Annotated in this window: 20 protein-coding genes and 1 other RNA gene; 6 read left to right on the forward strand and 15 right to left on the reverse strand. The window is 67.2% G+C overall.

The window, feature by feature from the left end; genetic code table 11:
* Nucleotides 1–44: 44 nt before the first annotated feature.
* The 7 genes from NMG10_RS04770 to NMG10_RS04800 form a co-directional block, all read right to left on the reverse strand.
* A complete protein-coding gene (locus NMG10_RS04770) occupies nt 45–689 on the reverse strand; it encodes a methionine ABC transporter permease (protein ID WP_125466000.1) in 645 nt (214 codons plus the stop codon).
* Nucleotides 679–1788, reverse strand: coding sequence for a methionine ABC transporter ATP-binding protein (locus NMG10_RS04775; RefSeq protein ID WP_254463893.1), 1110 nt, complete (start codon nt 1786–1788; stop codon nt 679–681). The genes NMG10_RS04770 and NMG10_RS04775 overlap by 11 nt, the downstream gene beginning before the upstream one ends.
* Nucleotide 1789: 1 nt before the next feature.
* Nucleotides 1790–2590, reverse strand: coding sequence for a MetQ/NlpA family ABC transporter substrate-binding protein (locus NMG10_RS04780; RefSeq protein WP_232854817.1), 801 nt, complete (start codon nt 2588–2590; stop codon nt 1790–1792).
* Nucleotides 2583–3974 (reverse strand): LLM class flavin-dependent oxidoreductase, encoded by a 1392-nt coding sequence (locus NMG10_RS04785; RefSeq protein WP_203648870.1) that lies wholly within the window; start codon nt 3972–3974, stop codon nt 2583–2585. The genes NMG10_RS04780 and NMG10_RS04785 overlap by 8 nt, the downstream gene beginning before the upstream one ends.
* A complete protein-coding gene (locus NMG10_RS04790) occupies nt 3974–5155 on the reverse strand; it encodes an SfnB family sulfur acquisition oxidoreductase (RefSeq protein ID WP_203648868.1) in 1182 nt (393 codons plus the stop codon). The genes NMG10_RS04785 and NMG10_RS04790 overlap by 1 nt, the downstream gene beginning before the upstream one ends.
* Before the next feature lie 146 nt (nt 5156–5301).
* Nucleotides 5302–6546: an SfnB family sulfur acquisition oxidoreductase gene (locus NMG10_RS04795; RefSeq protein ID WP_203648860.1), complete on the reverse strand. Its 1245-nt coding sequence runs from the start codon at nt 6544–6546 to the stop codon at nt 5302–5304.
* A gap of 441 nt (nt 6547–6987) precedes the next feature.
* Complete coding sequence (locus tag NMG10_RS04800; RefSeq protein ID WP_254463894.1) at nt 6988–7965, reverse strand: NADPH:quinone oxidoreductase family protein; 978 nt, start codon at nt 7963–7965, stop codon at nt 6988–6990.
* A gap of 157 nt (nt 7966–8122) precedes the next feature.
* Here NMG10_RS04800 and NMG10_RS04805 point away from each other — a divergent pair, with 157 nt between their 5' ends.
* Nucleotides 8123–8524 carry a flagellar basal body-associated protein FliL gene (locus NMG10_RS04805; protein WP_110734175.1) on the forward strand — a complete coding sequence of 134 codons (402 nt, stop codon included), beginning with the start codon at nt 8123–8125 and terminating at the stop codon, nt 8522–8524.
* Here the strand turns inward: NMG10_RS04805 and NMG10_RS04810 are convergent, their stop codons facing one another.
* From NMG10_RS04810 to NMG10_RS04825, 4 genes are all read right to left on the reverse strand, one after another.
* Nucleotides 8525–9634, reverse strand: a complete 1110-nt coding sequence (locus NMG10_RS04810; RefSeq protein WP_254463895.1) for an ABC transporter permease — start codon at nt 9632–9634, stop codon at nt 8525–8527.
* A 1-nt stretch (nt 9635) separates the two neighbouring features.
* Nucleotides 9636–12359, reverse strand: coding sequence for a ribosome-associated ATPase/putative transporter RbbA (gene rbbA, locus NMG10_RS04815; RefSeq protein ID WP_254463896.1), 2724 nt, complete (start codon nt 12357–12359; stop codon nt 9636–9638).
* On the reverse strand, nt 12356–13315 hold the full coding sequence (locus NMG10_RS04820) for an HlyD family secretion protein (protein ID WP_050703321.1): 960 nt from the start codon (nt 13313–13315) through the stop codon (nt 12356–12358). Before NMG10_RS04820 ends, rbbA begins: the two co-directional genes overlap by 4 nt.
* 93 nt (nt 13316–13408) lie before the next feature.
* Nucleotides 13409–13858 (reverse strand): EVE domain-containing protein, encoded by a 450-nt coding sequence (locus NMG10_RS04825; RefSeq protein ID WP_232854821.1) that lies wholly within the window; start codon nt 13856–13858, stop codon nt 13409–13411.
* A 176-nt stretch (nt 13859–14034) separates the two neighbouring features.
* Between NMG10_RS04825 and NMG10_RS04830 the strand changes: the two genes are divergently transcribed.
* Nucleotides 14035–14190, forward strand: a complete 156-nt coding sequence (locus NMG10_RS04830; protein WP_254463897.1) for a hypothetical protein — start codon at nt 14035–14037, stop codon at nt 14188–14190.
* Nucleotides 14191–14197: 7 nt separating this feature from the next.
* On the opposite strand, the gene NMG10_RS04835 is transcribed toward NMG10_RS04830, so the two are convergent.
* The 4 genes from NMG10_RS04835 to NMG10_RS04850 all read right to left on the reverse strand — a co-directional run bounded on the left by NMG10_RS04835 (nt 14198) and on the right by NMG10_RS04850 (nt 15588).
* A complete protein-coding gene (locus NMG10_RS04835; RefSeq protein ID WP_232854822.1) occupies nt 14198–14806 on the reverse strand; it encodes a 5-formyltetrahydrofolate cyclo-ligase in 609 nt (202 codons plus the stop codon).
* Nucleotides 14807–14867: 61 nt separating this feature from the next.
* Nucleotides 14868–15047: non-coding RNA, 6S RNA (gene ssrS, locus NMG10_RS04840), on the reverse strand.
* Between the two features lie 17 nt (nt 15048–15064).
* A complete protein-coding gene (locus NMG10_RS04845) occupies nt 15065–15382 on the reverse strand; it encodes a cell division protein ZapA (RefSeq protein WP_203648834.1) in 318 nt (105 codons plus the stop codon).
* Nucleotides 15379–15588 carry a TIGR02449 family protein gene (locus NMG10_RS04850; protein WP_023631616.1) on the reverse strand — a complete coding sequence of 70 codons (210 nt, stop codon included), beginning with the start codon at nt 15586–15588 and terminating at the stop codon, nt 15379–15381. Before NMG10_RS04850 ends, NMG10_RS04845 begins: the two co-directional genes overlap by 4 nt.
* Nucleotides 15589–15734: 146 nt before the next feature.
* On the opposite strand from NMG10_RS04850, the gene NMG10_RS04855 reads away from it, so the two are divergent.
* From NMG10_RS04855 to NMG10_RS04870, 4 genes are read left to right on the forward strand one after another with little or no spacing between them, the layout of a single operon-like run.
* A complete protein-coding gene (locus tag NMG10_RS04855) occupies nt 15735–16289 on the forward strand; it encodes a YecA family protein (RefSeq protein WP_232854823.1) in 555 nt (184 codons plus the stop codon).
* 21 nt (nt 16290–16310) lie between these two features.
* Nucleotides 16311–17645: a Xaa-Pro aminopeptidase gene (gene pepP, locus NMG10_RS04860; RefSeq protein WP_234561237.1), complete on the forward strand. Its 1335-nt coding sequence runs from the start codon at nt 16311–16313 to the stop codon at nt 17643–17645.
* Nucleotides 17642–18841, forward strand: coding sequence for a 2-octaprenyl-6-methoxyphenyl hydroxylase (ubiH, locus tag NMG10_RS04865; RefSeq protein ID WP_186712116.1), 1200 nt, complete (start codon nt 17642–17644; stop codon nt 18839–18841). Before pepP ends, ubiH begins: the two co-directional genes overlap by 4 nt.
* Nucleotides 18838–19320, forward strand: a complete 483-nt coding sequence (locus tag NMG10_RS04870; RefSeq protein ID WP_254463898.1) for a DUF4442 domain-containing protein — start codon at nt 18838–18840, stop codon at nt 19318–19320. Before ubiH ends, NMG10_RS04870 begins: the two co-directional genes overlap by 4 nt.
* Nucleotides 19321–19325: the final 5 nt, after the last annotated feature.

Raw genomic sequence — 19325 nt, forward strand, 5'->3', positions numbered from 1 at the left:
GCGGCCCTTTCGCGGCACAAGGCCGCTCCTACGCCCGTAATACATCAACGCTTGTTCAATCCCTTGGCCAAACGGTCCCCGCCCAGCTGGATCACTGCCACCAATGCCACCAGCATCACGATCACGGTCAGCATGATCTGGCTGTCGAAGCGCTGGTATCCATACCGGTAGGCTATATCCCCCAGGCCTCCGGCGCCGATCGCGCCGGCCATGGCCGACGAGTTGATCAGTGTCACCAGGGTGATGGTGAAGCCGCCGACGATGCCCGGCAGGGCCTCGGGCAACAACACGTGCCAGACGATGTGCCAGCGCCGGCAGCCCATGGCCTGGGCGGCTTCGATCAAACCATGGTCGACCTCGCGCAGGCTGACCTCGGCGATCCGCGCGAAGAACGGCGTGGCGGCGATGGTCAGCGGCACCACGGCCGCCCACACGCCATAGGTGGTGCCGACCACCAGGCGGGTGAAGGGGATCAGCGCGACCATCAGGATCAGGAACGGGATCGAGCGGAACAGGTTGACGATGGCGCCCAGCACCCGGTTCAGCGCCGGGGCCTCGAAGATCCCGCCCTTGTCGCTGGTGACCAGCAGCACCGCCATCGGCACCCCGACGAGCAGCGCGACCAGCGAGGACACGCCGACCATCAGCAGGGTGTCGAGCAGGCCTTGCAGCAGGCGATCAATCCACATGGCCGAGTACCTCCACATCCGCGGCCCAGCGACGGGCGCGTTCGAGCAATTGGTGAGTGTCCAGCGGCGAGCCGCGCACGGACAGGATGAACTGCCCCAGGGCATGCTCGCCGATGGTCTCGACGCCGCCCTGGAGCAGCCGCACGCGCCCGCCCAGGTCGTTGAACAGGGCGCTCAGCTCCGGTTCGCCGACCAGGGTGAGCTTAAGCACCACGGCCGCGTCGCGGCTGACCGGCTGGGCGCGCAGGCTGGCCTGCAAGGGTGCCGGCAGCTTGGTCTGCAGCGGTGCGAGCAGGGTGCGAGTGACGTCGTGGCGCGGCGTACCGAATACCTGCCAGACCTCGCCCTGCTCGACGATCTCGCCACGTTCGAGCACCACCACGCGCTGGCAGATGTCGCGGATCACCGCCATCTCGTGGGTGATCAGCACCACGGTCAGGCCCAGGCGCCGGTTGATGTCGCGCAGCAGTTCGAGGATCGAGGCGGTGGTTTCCGGGTCCAGCGCCGAGGTGGCCTCGTCGCACAGCAGGATCTCGGGGTCATGTACCAGGGCCCGGGCGATGCCGACGCGCTGCTTCTGCCCACCTGACAGCTGCGCCGGGTAGACGTGATGTTTTTCCGCCAGGCCGACCAGCTCCAGCAGCTCGCGCACCTTGCGCTGGCGCTTGGCCTTGGCCACGCCGGCCACCTTCAGCGGGAGCTCGACGTTCTGCCACACGGTCTTGGCCGACATCAGGTTGAAGTGCTGGAAAATCATGCCGATGCGCTGGCGCAAGGCCACCAGGCGGTCCTCGTCGAACGGCGCGATATCCACCTGGTCGATCAGCACCCGGCCCTGGCTGGGTTGCTCCAGGCGGTTGATGGTGCGCAGCAGCGAGGACTTGCCGGCGCCGCTGCGGCCGATGATGCCGAAGATCTCGCCCCGGCGGATGTTCAGGTCGATGCCTTGCAGTGCCGGCTGGCCCTGGCCCGGATAAGTCTTTCCCAGGCCGAGGAAACGTATGTGCGCCTGGTTCACCTCCGGGCGCAGGGCCGTTTCCTCGGCCTTGAGCGGTTCGGCGGGCGGGATGGGCGCCCTGAGGGCGCTGGCCTGGGCCATGTCAGCCTTCCCACCCGGCCTGGTAGAGCTTGCCATGGGCCTTGTCCAGGGCGGCGCGCACGACCGGCGAGTGTTGGTAGATATCGACGAACTTGGCCAGGCGCGGGTCGTTCTTCTCCTGCGGGCGGATGACGAACTGGATCACGTATTCCTTGTTCTCCAGGCCGTCGAACAGCAGCGCCGAGGTGGCGTCGAAGCTGTTGGCCAGGCGGATGTAGGCCGGGTAGCCCTGGACCAGGTCGGCGTCATCGTAGGCGCGTACCAGCTGCACGGCTTCGACCTGGAGAATCCGGATCTGCTTCGGGTTGGCGACAATGTCGTCCTCGGTGGCTTTGTAGCCCACGCCCGGCTTGAGGGTGATCAGCCCGGCCTTGGCCAGCAACTGCAGGCCACGGCCACTGTTGATCGGGTCGTTGGCGATGGCCACGCTGGCGCCCTCGGGCAGTTCCTGGAGACTCTTGTATTTTTTCGAGTACAGGCCGACGTTGTTGATGATCCCCGGCGCGTACGGGACCAGGTCGAAGCCGGCGGCGGCCTTGGCGTTTTCCAGGAACGGGATGTGCTGGAAGTAGTTCACGTCGATATCGCCGCTGTTGAGGCTGACGTTGGGCGCGATCCAGTCGCTGAACTCGATCAGTTTCACTTCCAGGCCTTGTTTATGGGCCTCCTCCACCGCCGCCTCCAGGGGGATGGCAAAGGCGGCGGTGGTGCCGATCTTCAGCGGCTCGGCGGCAAAGGCGGCGGCGGACAGGCCGAGGCCCAGGGCAATGGCCGCGACGGGCCGGAACAGTTTCTCAAGCATGGTGCAGGGCTCCAGTCGGGGCAGGGTCGGGGGTGTTGCGGTAGCGGGCGCCGGGGTGTCCGCCGGGCAGGCGCGGCTCGCCGCTGGCGAACAGCTTCTCGCGCAGGGTGCCCTCGGCGTAGGCGGTCTTGTAGCGCCCGCGGCGTTGCAGGGCGGGGACCACCAGCTCGATGAAGTCCTCGTAGCTTTCCGGGGTGACGGTGCGGGTCAGGTTGAAACCGTCCAGGCCGGTTTCGTCGATCCAGGCGATCAGTTGCTCGGCCACCTGCTCGGCGTCGCCTACCAGGGTCACGTAGCGACCGCCCAGGGCGTGCTGTTCGAGCAGGCGGCGGCGGGTCCATGCGCTTTCCTGCAACTGGCGGGTGGCGGACTGGATGGCGTTGCCCTTGGCGAAACCGATGGGCTCGTCCAGTTCGTAGCGCGAGAAGTCGATACCGGTGGAGCTGGCAAAGTGCGCGACCCCGGCCTCGGCGCTGGCGTAATGCAGGTACTCGGCGTGCTTGGCCTGTGCCTGGGCCTCGGTCGAGGCGACGATCACGGTGATGCCCATGAACACCTTGACCGCCTGTGGGTCGCGCCCGGCCGCCTTGGCCGCGGCGCGCACCTTGTCGACCTGGGCGCGGGTGGCGACCTTGTTCTGGCCGCTGATGAACACGCACTCGGCATGGTTGCCGGCGAAGGCCAGCCCGCGTGGCGAACTGCCGGCCTGGAACAGCACGGGCGTGCGCTGCGGCGAAGGCTCGCACAGGTGGTAGCCCTCGACCTTGTAGAACTCGCCGTGGTGCTCGACCTTGCGCACCCTGTCGGGGCGGGCATAGACCCGCTGCTCGCGGTCGGCGACCACGGCATCGTCGGCCCAGCTGCCTTCGAGCAGCTTGTACAGCACCTGCAGGTACTCGTCGGCCTGGTCGTAGCGGCGGTCGTGCTCGGGTTGCTGCTCCAGGCCCATGGCCCGGGCGGCGCTGTCGAGGTAGCCGGTGACGATGTTCCAGCCGACCCGGCCATTGCTCAGGTGGTCGAGGGTGGAAAGGCGGCGGGCGAACAGGTAGGGCGCCTCGTAGGTCAGGTTGGCGGTAAGGCCGAAGCCCAGGTGCTTCGTCACCGCCGCCATGGCCGAAACCAGCAGCAGCGGATCGTTGACTGGCAGCTGGATCGACTCCTTTAGCGTCACGTCCAGCGACTGGCCATAGACGTCGTAGGTGCCGACGATATCGGCGATGAACAGCCCGTCAAACAGCCCCCGCTCCAGCAGGCGAGCCAGGTCGGTCCAGTAGTCGAGGGTCTTGTAGCGCGTGGAGGTGTCCCGTGGGTGGGTCCACAAACCGTGGTTGATGTGCCCGATGCAGTTCATGTTGAAGGCATTGAGCAGGATCTCCTTGGCCATCAGATGGTCCCCCGGCGCGGCGGCTTCTCGTCGTTGAGGTAGTAGTTGCCAATGGCGTGGTACTTCCAGCGCACCGGGTCGTGCAGGGTGTGCACCCGGGCGTTGCGCCAGTGGCGGTCGAGGTTGTGCTCGGCCAGGGTGGCCTGGCTGCCGGCCAGCTCGAACAGCGTGGTACCGGCGGCCAGGGAAATCTCGGTGCTGATCGCCCGGGCCTCGGCCACGGCGATGGAAGCGGCGGCCAGGGTCTGGGCGTTGCTGTCGGCCTGGGCAATGTCGAGGATTTCCCCGGCGCGCTCGAGCAGCGCCTCGGTGGCGTGCAGGCGGATCGCCAGGTGGCCGAAGCTCTTCAGGGTCAGCGGGTCGTCGCTGGCCTTGTCGAGGCCGGAGTCGATCCAGGGGCGGCTGCGGGTGCGCACGAAGTGCAGGGCGTCCTCGTAGGCGGCGCGGGCGATACCGGTGTCGATGGCGGCATGGAGGATCTGCGCCAGCGGGCCGACCGTGGTCGGGCGTTCGAAGGCGCTCTGGAACGGCACCACGTCCTCGGCGCGGACCGCCACGTGGTTGAACACCACCGAGCCGCTGCCGGTGGTGCGCTGGCCGAAGCCGCTCCAGTCGTCGATCACCTCGATGCCTTGGCTGTCGGCGGGCACGAAGGCCAGGTGCGACACATCCTGCTCGTCGATCACCAGGGTCGGGATGCGCTGGGCGTAGATCGCGCCGGTGCAATAGAACTTGCGGCCGTCGATGCGATAGTGGTCGCCGTCGCGGCTCAGGCGGGTGGTGCGCTCGTGGGCGTTCTTGGTGCCTAGCTCGGCCAGGGCGTTGCCGAAGCGGCGGCCAGCGAGGACTTCGGCGTAGAGGCGTTTCTGCTGTTCGGGGCTGCCGTTCACCCGCAGCACTTCCAGGGCGTAGAAGTGGTTCTGCGGGATCTGCCCGAGCGAGGCGTCGGCCTGGGCGATGCGGGCGATGACCTTGGCCAGGGTGACGTTGGACACCCCGGCGCCGCCAAAGGCCTTGGGCACGCTGATGCCCCACAGGCCAGATTGCACGAAGCGTTCGAGTTCGGCATGGGGCAGGCGGCGCTCGCGGTCGCGCAGGGCGCTGTCCTGGCGCAGGTGTTGGGCGAGTTCGTCGGCGACGGCCAGGGCCTGGGCGTCGGTGGTGATGATGGATGCAGTCATTTTGCTCTCCGGAGCCTGGGGACGTCGTGCGCCTCTTCACGGGTAAACCCGCTCCCACAGGTACAGCGCTGTTATCGGAATCAGTGCGATCCCTGTGGGAGCGGGTTTACCCGCGAAGGGCTGCGCAGCAGCCCCAAGGCTCGAAATCAGATCCAGGAATGGCGGGCAGGCAGGGTGCCGTTGAGGTGGTAGGCGCCGACGGCGTGGTACTTCCAGCGCACCGGGTCGTGCAGGGTGTGGACCCGGGCGTTGCGCCAGTGCCGGTCGAGGTTGAACTCGGCCAGGCTGGCGCGGCTGCCGGCCAGCTCGAACAGCTTCTCGCTGGCCTGCAGCGAGATCTCGGTGGTGAGCACCTTGGCTTCGGCCACGGCAATCGAGGCACGGGCCGCGGCGGCGGCATCGATCACGCCGGCGTTCACCTCGTCGAGCACCTTGGCAGCCTTGCGCAGCAGGGCCTCGGCGGCATGCAGTTCGAGCTTCAGGCGACCGATGTCGGCGATCACATAGGGGTCGTCGCTGTTGCGTTCGACCTTGGCCTCGATCCACGGCCGGGACTTCTCCCGAACGAACTGGATTGTGTCCTCGATCGCCGCTTCGGCGATGCCGGCGTCGATCGCCGCCTGGATCAACTGCGAGGCGGCGCCCTGGATGCTGGGTTCCTCACGCAGGCGCCAGTTGTCCACCACCAGGTCGGCGTCCACCGGCACCTGGTCGAGCAGCACGGTGCCGCTGGCGGTGGTGCGCTGGCCGAAGCCGGACCAGTCGTCGACGATGCGCAGCCCAGGGCTGCCGCGACGGACGAACGCCAGGCGCTGGCGACCATCGTCGTCCAGCGCCTTGACCGCCACCCAGTGGGCGTACAAGGCACCGGTGGAATAGAACTTCTCGCCGCTGATGCGATAGCCATCGCCATCACGGGTAAGGCGCGCCTTGAGCGTCAGGGTGTCCTTGGTCCCGCGCTCGGGGCCGGCATTGCCGATGCGCCAGCCGTCGAGCACCGAGCGGAAGATCAGTTCCTGCTGGGCCTGGGTGGCGGTCAGGCGGACCAGTTGCAGGATGCCGAACTGGTTCTGCGGAATCTGCCCCAGCGCCGGGTCGGCGGCACTGATCAGGCGGAACACTTCGGCGATGGTGGCGAAGGACACCTCGGGGCCGCCGAAGGCCTTGGGCACGCTGATGCTGCCCAGGCCGCTGCGGGTGAACTGTTCGATCTCGGCCCAGGGCAGCTTGCGCTGCTGGTCACGTTTGGCGGCCTGCTGGCGGGCCACCTCGGCCAGTTCGCGGGCGGCCTGCAGGGCCTCTTCGTCGTTGCGCAACACCGTGGCCGGCAGCAGCAGCGGCGAGCTGTCGAGATCGCTGTGGAATCGGGTAGTAGTTGGTTGGCTGGACATCAGTACCGCTCCTTGGCTGCACTCAATGCCCTGGCGTTATGCACTGGGGTGATTGTGATCCTGACCATTCCTAACCTCACAAAGTTGAAAGCGTCGCCTCAGCTGATGGCGACAGACGTTTGCTGGTCCGGTGGTCCGGTCGATATACCCTATTCGTTTAGAAAAAGTTTATGAACTACCGTTTAGGAATATGGATAGAAGTGTACCTGTCGTGGGAGCGGGCTAGCCCCGCGATTCAGGCGATGCTCCCACAGGTATCACGCCAACCTGTAGGAGCGGCCTTGCGCCGCGAAAGGGCCGCAACGCGGCCCCGGCGATCTTTGCAACACCGCTAAAATCCCGGGGCTGCTGCGCAGCCCTTTCGCGGCGCAAGGCCGCTCCTACAGAGATCACGCCAGTTGAGAGGTCTCGGCAAGACAGTTGCTCCCACGTCGTATGGCGTTACCGGATCGTCACCACCAGCTTGCCCACCGCCTGGCGCTGCGCCAGGCGTTCGATCGCCGCGCCACCCTCGGCCAGTGCAAAGGTCTGCGACACCAGGGGCTTCAACTTGCCTTCGGCGTGCCAGGCGAACAGCTGGCGGAAGTTGGCCGCGTTGTCCTCCGGCTGGCGCTGGGCGAAGGCGCCCCAGAACACCCCGAGCACCGCCGCGCCCTTGAGCAGGGTCAGGTTCACCGGTAGTTGCGGGATCGTGCCGCTGGCAAAGCCCACCACCAGCAACCGCCCGTTCCACGCCAGCCCGCGCACGGCCTGGTCGAACAGCGCGCCGCCGACCGGGTCGTAGATCACGTCCACGCCCTGGCCGCCGGTCAGGCGCTTGATCTCGTCCTTGAGGTTGGCCTGGCTGTAGTCGATCAGTTCGTCGGCCCCGGCCGCCTGGGCGATTGCCAGTTTCTCGGCGCTGCTGGCCGCGGCGATCACCCGCGCGCCCAGGGCCTTGCCGATTTCCACCGCCGCCAGCCCGACGCCGCCCGAGGCGCCGAGCACCAGCAGGGTTTCGCCGGCCTTGAGCTGGCCGCGCTGGGTCAGGGCGTGCATCGAGGTGCCGTAGGTCATGCCGAACGCGGCGGCGGTGGTGAAGTCCATGCCCGCCGGGATCGGCAGCACGTTGTAGAACGGCACCGCCACCCGCTCGGCGAAGGCGCCCCAGCCGGTCAGGGCCATGACCCGGTCGCCGACCTTGAACGCGCCGGCCTTCTCGCCGACCGCGGCCACCACGCCGGCCGCCTCACCACCCGGGGCGAACGGCAGCGGCGGCTGGAACTGGTACTTGCCTTCGATGATCAGGGTGTCGGGGAAGTTGACCCCGGCGGCGTGCACGTCGAGGAGGATCTCGTTCTTCTTGGGCGCGGGGCTGGCGACCTCTTCCAGGACCAGGTCCCGCGCCGGGCCCAGGGCTTTGCACAACAAGGCTTTCATCAGGGCTATTCCTTTGCGTGTGGTGGCCGATAAGTGTAGGAGGGCCACCCCCAGGGTCAACGAGCATGGCCGGCCCTGATGAGCCGGCATAAGCCCGGGCTTGGGTTTGGCCGGCGCGCTGGGTAAGCTGGCGCCAACTGTATTGAGGAGCGAATTCGTGAAAGCGTGGATCTTGATGGTGCTGGCCCTGATGCTGCCAGTGGCGGCGATGGCCGAGGAAAAGGAAGGCGAGCCCAAGGTCGCCTACATCAGCCTCAGCCCGCCCTTCGTCGGCAACTACGCCCTCGACGGCAGCCCCAAGCTGCGTGTGTTCAAGGCCGACGTCGCCCTGCGCGTGACTGGCGATGCCGCCGCCACCGCGGTCAAGCACCACGAGCCGCTGATCCGCAACCAGCTGGTGGCGCTGTTCACCCAGCAGGGCGTGGATAACATGAGCAACGTCGAGGCCAAGGAAAAACTGCGCCAGGAAGCCCTGAAGCAGGTGCAGCAGGTGATGGAGTCCGAAGAGGGCAAGCCGATCGTCGAGGACCTGCTGTTCAACAACCTGATCGTGCAGTGATCAGGCGGCGAGGCTGCGGCGAAAGCGCGCCAGGGCCACGCCGAAGAACACCAGGCCGATCGCGGCCAGGGCCGCCACATCCGGCCACACCACGTTCAGTCCGGCGTCGCGGAACAGGATCGCCGCGCCGAGGCTGACGAAGTGGGTCGAGGGCGAGCCCTGCATGACCCACTGCAGCCACTGCGGCATGCTGTCCAGCGGCGTGCTGCCCCCCGAGAGCAGCAGCATCGGGATGATCACCGGGATCGCCAACAGGCCGAACTGCGGCGTCGAGCGCGCCAGGGTGGCGAGGAAGATACCCAGCGCCGTGCTGGCGAACAGGTACAGCGCGGTCACCCCCAGGAACAGCCCCATGGAGCCCGCCAGCGGCACGCCCAGGGCGCCCTTGACCACCACTTCAAGCGATATCCAGGTACAGGCCACCACCACCAGGGCGTTGCTGGCGATCTTCGCCAGCATGATTTCCAGCGCCGTCAGCGGCAGCACCAGCAGGTGATCGAGGGTGCCGTGCTCACGCTCGCGCAGCAGCGCGGTGCCGGTGAGGACGATGGCCAGGATGGTGATGTTGTTGACGATCTGGATCACCGCCAGGAACCAGCCGCCTTCCAGGTTGGGGTTGAACAGGGCTTTCGGGTTGAGCAGGGCCGGGCTGCCGGTGCTGCGGCCTGCATACTCCAGCAGTTCGCGTTCGAAGATCCGGCCGATGTAGCCGGCCCCCATGAAGGCCTGGCTCATGGCCGTGGCATCGACGTTGACCTGCAGCTCCGGTGAGCGCCCGGCCAGCAGGTCGGCCTGGAAGTTCACCGGCACGTTGACCACGAAGGTGTACTGGCCGCTGTCCATGGCCTGGTCCAGGCGATCCGCCGGCAGTGCCACGGCGGGCTGGAACTCCGGCGGCTGCAGCGATTCGGCGAGCTTGCGCGAGACGGCGCCGTGGTCTTCGTCGACCACCGCGACACTGGCGTTGTGCACGCCGATCACGGAGCCGGCGGCGGGCATGTAGATCGCCACGCTGAAGGCGTACAGCAGGAACAGCAGCAACACGCTGTCGTGGCGCAGGCTGGTGAGTTCCTTCAGGCCCAGGCGCAGGGTGTGGGAGAGGCGGCTCATCTCAGGCCTCCTGTTTTTTCAGCATGGCCAGGCTCAGCCCGGTGAAGGCGGCGAAGAAGCCCAGCAGCGCCAGGCACTGCGGCCACAGCTCACGCAGGCCCAGGGCCTTGGTGAAGGTGCCGACGGCGATGTCGAGGAAATAGCCGGCCGGGAACAGCTGGCCCATCAGCGCCGCCGCGCCGTCCAGCGACGAGCGCGGCACGATCAGGCCGGAGAACTGGATGGTCGGCAGGCTGGTGATGATCATGGTGCCGAGGATCGCCGCGATCTGCGTGCGGGTGAAGGCCGAGATCAGCAGGCCCAGGCTGGTGGTCGCCAGCAGGTAGGCCAGGCCGCCGCAGGCCAGGGCCAGCGGGCTGCCCTTGAGCGGCACGCCGAACAGCCAGCGGTTCATCGCCACCAGCAGCGCCAGGTTGACCAGGCTCACCGCGAGATAGGGCGCCTGCTTGCCGAGCAGGAACTCCAGGCGGGTCAGCGGGGTGGCGTAGAAATTGGTGATCGAGCCCAGTTCCTTTTCCCGCACGATGCCCAGCGCGGTGAGCATGGCCGGGATGAAGGCCAGGATCAGCGCCATGACCCCGGGGCCGATGGCGTTCACGCTGACCACGTCCTGGTTGTAGCGAAAGCGTGTTTCCAGGCGTACCGGCTGCTGGCGCGCCACCGGGTGCGGGCCGAGGGCGGCCAGCTGCTCAAGGTTGGCCTGGTGCACGGCCTCCACATAGTTGCGGCTGGTCTCGGCGCGAAACGGCATGCCGCCATCCAGCCAGGCGGCCACCACCGGCTGGCGCCCGGCATGCAGGTCGCGGCCGAAACCCGGCGGGATTTCCAGGGCCAGCTTGATCTCCGAGCGTTGCAGGCGCTGGTGCAGCTGGCGGGCATCGCGAATCGGCGCCTGCTCGGCGAAGTAGCGCGAGCCCCGGAAGGCCTCGAGGTAGGTGCGGCTCTGCGGACTTTGGTCCTGGTCGTATACGGCGAAGGCGAGGTTCTCTACATCCAGCGAGATGCCGTAGCCGAAGATCACCATCATGAACAGCGCGCCAAGCAGGGCGAAGGCCAGGCGCACCTTGTCGCGCAGCAGCTCCTTGCCTTCGCGGCTGGCCACCGCCAGCAGGCGGCGCAGGCTGAAGGCCTGGCGCAAGGCGGGCGCTGGGGCGGCGGCCTGTTCCAACCCTGCATCGGCCTGCGCCTGGGCGGGCGCGTCCTGGGCTTGTTCGAGGCAGCGCACGAAGGCGTCTTCCAGGGTCTCGCCGCCGAACTGGCGCTGCAGCGCCAGCGGGGTGTCGCAGGCCAGCACCCGACCGGCGTGCATCAGCGAGATGCGGTCGCAGCGCAGGGCCTCGTTCATGAAATGGGTGGACAGGAAGATGGTTACGCCCTGCTCGCGGGACAACTCCACCAGCAGGCGCCAGAAGTCGTCGCGGGCCGCCGGGTCGACCCCCGAGGTCGGCTCGTCGAGGATCAGCACTTCCGGGCGGTGCAATACCGCCACGGCCAGCGACAGGCGTTGGCGCAGGCCCAGGGGCAGGGCGCCGGACGGCTGGTCGGCAATGGCGCCTAAGTCGAAGCGTTCGATGAGCTCGGCGATGCGCGGCGCGCTGTCGGCCTTGGCCAGGTCGAACAGGCGGGCGTGCAGTTCGAGGTTCTGTCGGGCGCTCAGTTCGCCATACAGCGAATAGCTCTGGGACATGAAGCCGACCCGCTTGCGCGTGGCCAGGTCGCCGGCATCCACCGGGCGGCCGAGCAGGCTGGCGCTACCCTCGCTGGCCGGCATCAGGCCGGTGAGCACCTTCATGGTGGTGGTCTTGCCGCAGCCGTTGGAGCCGAGGAAACCGAAGATCTCGCCGCGGCCGATGGCGAAGCTGACCTTGTTCACTGCAGTGAAGTCACCGAAGCGCAGGGTCAGGTCGTGGGCCTCGATGGCGATCGGCCCGTCGTCGGCCTGGCGTTGCGGAATGCGCAGGGGCTCGGGCTGTGCGCGGCCGGCGCCCTGGAAGTGGGTGAAGGCGTCGTCCAGCTTGCCGCTGGGCGTAACCGCCGCCAGTTCGCGGCTGAGGCCGGCGGCCAGCAGGCGGCCAGCGTCGAGCATCAGGCAATGCTCGAACTGCTCGGCCTCTTCCATGTAGGCGGTGGCCACCAGCAGGGTCAGCTGCGGGCGCTGGGCGCGCACCTGCTCGACCAGCTCCCAGAAGCGCCGTCGCGACAGCGGGTCGACGCCGGTGGTCGGCTCGTCGAGGATCAGCAGGTCCGGCTCGTGGATCAGCGCGCAGCACAGCCCCAGCTTCTGCTTCATGCCGCCCGAGAGCTTGCCGGCCGGGCGCTCGGCGAAGCGCTCCAGGTCGGTGGCGCGTAGCAGGCTGGCCATGCGTTGCTCGCATTCGGCGCGGCCCAGGCCGAACAGGGTGGCGAAGAAACGGATGTTCTCGCGGATCGACAGCTCCGGGTACAGGTTGTTGCCCAGGCCCTGGGGCATGAAGGCAACCTTGGGATACAGCGCGGTGCGGTGGCGGCGCTGGCGGATCGAGCCACCGAGCACCTGCAACTCGCCTTGTTGCAGGCGCTTGACCCCGGCGATCAGTCCGAGCAGGGTCGACTTGCCGGCGCCGTCCGGGCCGATCAGGCCGCAGCGGGTCCCGGCCGGCAGGCTGAACGCGAGGGTGTGCAAGGACTGCAGGTCGCCATAGCGATGGCTGACACCCTCGGCCCGCAGGGCGATCGCCGCGTTCATTGCAGGTTGGCCGGCCAGCCCACATCGGCGGTGCGCACGTACCCGGCGCCGGGCATGCCTGGCTTGGCCTGGGGCACGGCACTTGGTTCGGTCAGGCGCAGCTTGACCCGGAACACCAGCTTCTGCCGCTCATCGCGGGTCTCGACCTGTTTCGGAGTGAACTGCGCCTTGGCCGCGACGAACGCCACCTTGGCCGGCAGGGCCTTGTCCGGCAGGGCGTCGAGCACGATCCGCGCCTGGTCGCCGACGGTCAGCCGGCCGGTGGTGGCGGCGGGCAGGTAGAGGTTCATGTACTGGTCGCTGGGGTCGATCAGCATCAGCACCCGGCCACCGGCGCCGAGCACTTCGCCGGGTTCGGCCAGGCGCAGCTGGATGATGCCGTCGATGGGCGCGCGCAGGCTGCTGTCGTCGATCTCGCTGGTGAGCTGGGCGACCTGGGCCTCGGCGGCGCCGATGGCGGCCTTGATCGCCGCCAACTGGGCCCGGGCCGCGACCACGGCCGCGGTGGCGGTGTCGTAGCGGGCCTGCTGCTGGTCGAGCAACTGCTGGCTGGCGAACTTGCGCTGGTAGATCTCGCGCACCCGCTTGAGTTCCTGGCTGGCCAGCAACAGTTCGCTCTGGCGCAGCTGCACGCTGGCCTGGGCGGCGGCATAATTCTCGCGGGCGCGCAGCACTTCGGCCTCGGCCTGGCTACGCTGGGCCTCCATCGTGCGGGTGTCGATGCGTGCCAGCAACTGGCCGCGGGTGACCTTGTCGCCTTCATCGACCAGCACCTCGGCCAGGCGCCCGGGGATCTTGCTGGCGATCTGCACCTCGGTGGATTCGAGGCGCCCGTTACCCATGCTCAGGCCTTCGGGCAGGCGATCGTGAAGGGACTTCCAGTAGCCCAGCCCGCCTGCCGCCAGCAACAGCAATACCAAGGCGGAGGCGAAGATTCTGGGGGCTTTTCGATTCATCGGTCTGCATCCTGCGGCTAGCACGCCTTATCCTGGCGCGACGCGCTTCCTTGCGCGTTGATATTGGTCAAACCCCTGACAATAGCCGCACAATCAGCTCAGCGCGAGGATCGCCGCCCATTGTTCTGCGGTCACCGGCATCACCGACAGGCGGCTGCCCTTTTGCACCAGTGGCAGTTCCTCGAGCGCCGCCTGCTGCTTGAGCAGGCCCAGGCCAAGCACCTGGCGGAAGGTCCGCACATGCTCGACGTCCACCGCGCTCCACGGGTTCTTCTCGGCGCTGGCCTTGGCGTCGTGGTAGTGGCTGTGCGGATCCAGGGCGGTTGGATCCGGGTAGGCGGCGGCGCTGATCCGGGCGATGCCGGCGATCCCCGGTTGCGGGCAGCTGGAGTGGTAGAAGAAGAATTCGTCGCCTACGCTCATGGCCCGCAGGAAATTGCGTGCCTGGTAGTTGCGCACCCCGTCCCAACGGGCGTTGCCCAGGCGTGCCAAGGCTTCGATGGAGAGCTCGTCGGGCTCGGATTTCATCAGCCAGTAGGCCATGGATGCTGCTCCTGAAAGAGTTTGAAATAACTCGTTGCATGAAACCGACAGTCGGTTGGCGTCAACGTTTGCCTGGCGACTCATGTTGTCGGAAAATGCGCCGATTTTAAGCTATACGCTCCGGCCGCCATCAAGAAAGCCGCCGAGCCTGGACAGTTGTTCTTGGGGGACGATCAATGAAACAACGTAAACCGGACCTGCTCTGGATCCTGGCCTTCGTCTTCGGGCTGGGCGTGGTCACCACCGGTTACGCGCAAGGCTTCTGGGAGCGCAAGCTGGATGCCGCCTACCAGCAGGCGCCTGTTGATCCGACGCAGCAACAGCACCGCTGATCGCACCTCACTTCGGCGCCAGGTACCAGCCACGGTCCGAGACCGTGCCTTGCAACGGTACATCCCAGCTCGCCTGGTTGAGTCGCTCCACTTTCTGGCATTCGTGCGCCAGCCCCAGCAGCAATGGCTTTTTCCATGTCTGGCGCCGGCCCTGGTAGGCCAGGCTGCGGTCATAGAAGCCACCGCCCATGCCCAGGCGCCCCCCCACCTCGTCGAAACCGACCAGCGGCAGCAGGATCAGGTCCAGCGCCCAGATCGGCCGTTGCCGCTTGCGTTCGATCACCGGCTCCAGGATGCGAAAACGGTTGGGCCGCAGTGCCTCGCCGGCCTCGAAGCGCTGGAACACCATGCGCGTGCGCGGCCAGGCATGCAGCACCGGCAGGTAGACGCGCTTGCCGCGCTTGTGCGCTTCGCGCAGCAGCAGGCGTGGGTCGATCTCGCCGTCATTGGGCAGGTACAGGGCGATATGCCGGGCGCGGCGGAACAGCGGATCCTGCGCCAGTTGGCGATACAGACCTTCGGCGGCCTGGCGTTGCTGGGCGGGTGTAAGTGCGCGGCGGGCATTGCGCAGGAATCGGCGAAGCTGGGGGCGGGTGAGCGGCGCGGTGTCGGTCATGGCACGGGCGATCCCAGAAGAAACGAAAAGCCCGCCGTTGGAGGCGGGCAGTTCTGAATGCAGGCTCCCCGACAAGACCGCTATCGGTGTAGCCCTTGAACCCGAAAGTTCAAGGTGGAGATTGCAGGGGGCGTTAAGGCTTTCCGTCGGGCGGACATGCACACCGGCCCCAGCGTGCAACCCCCGTGGTTGTGCGTATCGGCTCAGGGACATAACCGACTGGCGCATCCCCCAGGGAGTGGCGCCAGTATACCAATCTCAGTCGCTTTTGCTAACCGGATCGTCGGACAGGGCCTGATCGACCCGTTCCAGCAGGTCGCGCACCTGCTCGCGGGTGGTGCCGCCGCTGGTCGCTTCGGGGCGTTCCTGGCGGTGCAGCAGCTCGTGGGTGATGTTCAGCGCGGCCATCACGGCGATGCGGTCAGCGCCGATCACCTTGCCGCTGCTGCGGATCTCGCGCATCTTGCCGTCCAGGTAACGAGCGGCGCCGACCAGGTTGTTGCGCTCCTCGGGCGGGCAGATGATCGAGTATTCCTTGTCGAGGATCTGGACGGTGACGCTATTGCTTGAACTCATGAGTCTTGCTCCAGGGCCTTGAGGCGCAGGATCATCGATTCGATCTTGCGTTTGGCGATCTCGTTCTTTTCGATCAGGTGGGCGCGTTCCTCGCGCCAGGATCGTTCCTGAGCTACTAAGAGTGCGTTTTGCCGCTTTAGTTGCTCGACCCGTTCGATCAGCAACTCGAACCGGCTCATCAGTGCTTGCAGGTCGTTCTCTTGCATGGGTTGCACTCGATTCCTTCACTCGCCTGGCGATCATGCCTGCCCCAAGGGCGCGACGGCCAGTGCCGATGGTCTTGGCGCGCCTGCCGGTGCTAGGATACAAGGTCTCCATTCTAGTCATTGCGCCGTCTGGCGCCTAGCTGCCCATGCCCAATACCCAATCGCCCTACATCGCCTTCGCCATGTTGCTTTCGAGCAATGGCCACCCCGTCACCCCTGCCGAGCTGCATGGCCTGCTGATCGGTCGCAGTTGCGCCGGCGCCGGCTTCGATGCCGATGCCTGGCTGGCCGATGCCGCCCAGTTGCTCGAGACCGAGCCCGGTGACTCGGTGCGCAATGCCCTGGTCGGCCTGCAAGAGATGGTCAAGGCCGAGCTGACCGGCGAGGACGTCGCCATCGTCCTGCTGCTGCCTTCCGATGATGCCGCACTCAGCGACCGCGCCACCGCGCTGGGGCAGTGGTGCCAGGGCTTCATCACCGGCTTCGGCCTGAACGCCGGCGGCAAGGACCTGTCCACCGATGCCAAGGAAGTGCTCCAGGACCTGGTGGCCATCTCCCAGGTCCAGGAAGCGCTGGAAGAGTCCGAGGACGGCGAGAGCGACTACATGGAGGTCATGGAGTACCTGCGCGTCGCCCCGCTGCTGCTGTACACGGAGCTGGCCGCACCCGCCGCGCCCGCGCCAAAGCCATCGCTGCACTGATCTGAACGGGGTCGTTTGCCCATGAGCCACATACCCAAGGCGGAGTACGCCCGTCGGCGCAAGGCGCTGATGGCGCAGATGGTCCCCAACAGCATCGCCATCCTGCCGGCCGCGGCGGTCGCTATCCGCAACCGCGACGTCGAGCATGTCTATCGCCAGGACAGCGATTTCCAGTACCTGAGCGGCTTCCCCGAACCCGAGGCGGTGATTGCCCTGATTCCGGGGCGCGAGCATGGCGAGTACGTATTGTTCTGCCGCGAGCGCAACCCCGAGCGCGAGCAGTGGGACGGCCTGCGTGCTGGCCAGGAAGGCGCAGTGCGTGATTTCGGCGCCGACGATGCCTTCCCCATCAGTGATATCGACGAGATCCTGCCGGGCCTGATCGAAGGCCGCGAGCGGGTCTACAGCAACATGGGCAGCAACGCCGAGTTCGACCGCCGGCTGATGGAGTGGATCAACGTGATCCGCTCCAAGGCCCGCCTCGGCGCCCAGCCGCCGAACGAGTTCGTTGCCCTGGATCATCTGCTGCACGACATGCGCCTGTATAAATCGGCGGCGGAAGTGAAGGTCATGCGCGAGGCCGCGGCGATCTCCGCCCGAGCCCACGTGCGTGCCATGCAGGCCTGCCGCGCCGGGCTGCACGAGTACAGCCTGGAAGCCGAGCTGGACTACGAGTTCCGCAAGGGCGGAGCGAAGATGCCGGCCTACGGCTCGATCGTCGCCGCCGGGCGCAATGGCTGCATCCTGCACTACCAGCAGAACGACGCGCCGCTCAAGGACGGCGACCTGGTCCTGATCGACGCCGGTTGCGAGATCGACTGCTACGCCAGCGACATCACCCGCACCTTCCCGGTCAGCGGGCGGTTCTCGCCGGAACAGAAAGCCATCTACGAGCTGGTGCTGGCGGCCCAGGCCGCGGCGTTCGCCGAGATTGCCCCGGGCAAGCACTGGAACCACGCCCACGAGGCGACCGTGCGGGTGATCACCGAAGGGTTGGTGACGCTGGGGCTGCTCAAGGGTGAGGTGCAGGCCTTGATCGACAGCGAGGCCTACCGTGCCTTCTACATGCACCGCGCCGGACACTGGCTGGGCATGGATGTGCACGACGTGGGCGAATACAAGGTCGGTGGCCAGTGGCGCGTGCTCGAACCGGGCATGGCGCTGACCGTCGAACCCGGCATCTACATCGCCGCCGACAACCAGGCGGTGGCGAAGAAGTGGCGTGGCATCGGGGTAAGGATCGAGGACGACGTGGTGGTGACCAGGCAAGGCTGTGAAATCCTGACTTCAGGCGTGCCGCGCACGGTCGCCGAGATCGAGGCGCTGATGCACGACGCCCGCAAGGACGCCGCATGAACCGGGTCAACCTGGCGATCATCGGTGGCGGCCTGGTGGGCGCGAGCCTGGCCCTGACGCTGCAGGCCGCGGCCAAGGCCCGTGGCTGGAAGATCCTGCTGATCGAGCCGTTCGCCCCCGGCGACAGCTTCCAGCCCAGCTATGACGCACGGTCCTCGGCGCTGTCCTACGGCACCCGGCAGATCTATGAGCGCCTGGGGCTGTGGCAGACCATCAGCCGCCGCGCCGAGCCGATCCGGCAGATCCAGGTGTCCGACCGCGGCCGCTTTGGCGGCACCCGCCTGGACGCCCTGGAGGAGGGCGTGCCGGCACTCGGCTACGTGGTCGAGAACGCCTGGCTTGGCCAGTGCCTGTGGCAGGCGATCGACAACGAAGTGATCAGCTGGCGCTGCCCGGCGCAGGTGCAGGCGATGCAGGCCATCGCCGGTGGCTACCGCCTGCAGTTGGATGACGACACCTCGCTGGAGTGCGATCTGGCGGTGCTGGCCGACGGCGGCCGTTCGGGCCTGCGCGAGCAGCTGGGCATCCATGTGCGCAACACGCCCTATGACCAGAGCGCGCTGATCGCCAACATCACCCCGGGTGAAGCCCACGCCGGCCAGGCTTTCGAGCGTTTCACCGAGCAAGGCCCGATGGCCTTGCTGCCACTGGCGGACAACCGCTGCGCGCTGGTCTGGACCCGCCAGGGGATGGACGCCAGGCGCCTGGCCGAGCTCGACGAGCGCAGCTTCCTGCGCGAGCTGCAGGAGGCCTTTGGCTACCGCCTCGGCGCCCTGCGCCAGGTCGGTGCCCGTCATCTCTACCCACTGTCGCTGGTCGAGGCCGAGGAGCAGGTACGCCCGCACCTGGTGGTGCTGGGCAATGCCGCCCACAGCCTGCACCCCATCGCCGGCCAGGGCTTCAACCTGTCGTTGCGCGACGTGCAGTCGCTGGCGGACGCCCTGCTGGCCGGCCCGGCCCTGCCGGGCGACCTGGCCACGCTGCAGGCCTATCACCAGCGCCAGCGCCTCGACCAGGCCCTGACCATCGGCTTCTCCGACCAGGTCACCCGTCTGTTCGGCAGCAGCCAGCCGTTGCTGGCGGCCGGGCGCAACCTCGGCCTGCTTGGCCTGGACCTGCTGCCGCCGGCAAAAAGCTGGTTCGCCCGCCAGGCCATGGGCCTGGGTACCCGTCCCGACCCGCGAGGCCGCCCATGAGCGATGTTCGCCGGTTCGCACGGCGGGCACGGATGCTGCGCTGGTTGTTGAACTTCTACCCGCCCTACCTGGGCGCCGGCATCCATATCCAGGAAATCAGCCCGGACATGCGCAGCGTCAAGGTGCGCATGAAGCTGACACGGTGGAATCGCAACTACGTCGGCACCCAGTTCGGCGGCAGCCTGTACGCGATGGTCGATCCGTTCTACATGCTGCTGCTGATCGAGCAGTTGGGGCGTGAATACATCGTCTGGGACAAGGCCGCCAGCATCGATTTCATCTCGCCGGGCAAGGGCCCGGTGTATGCCCAATTCCACGTCGACGACGCGCTGCTGGACGAGATCCGCCAGCAGACCGCCAGCGGCAAGAAATACCTGCCGCGGTTGCAGGTGGAGATTCGCGACGGCGCCGGTGAGCTGGTGGCGCGGGTCGACAAAACCCTATACGTGCGGCTCAAGCCGCAAGCGAGGCAGGCGTAAGGCAT

This window comes from Pseudomonas sp. DVZ6, assembly GCF_024259445.1.
Taxonomy (GTDB): domain Bacteria; phylum Pseudomonadota; class Gammaproteobacteria; order Pseudomonadales; family Pseudomonadaceae; genus Aquipseudomonas; species Aquipseudomonas peradeniyensis.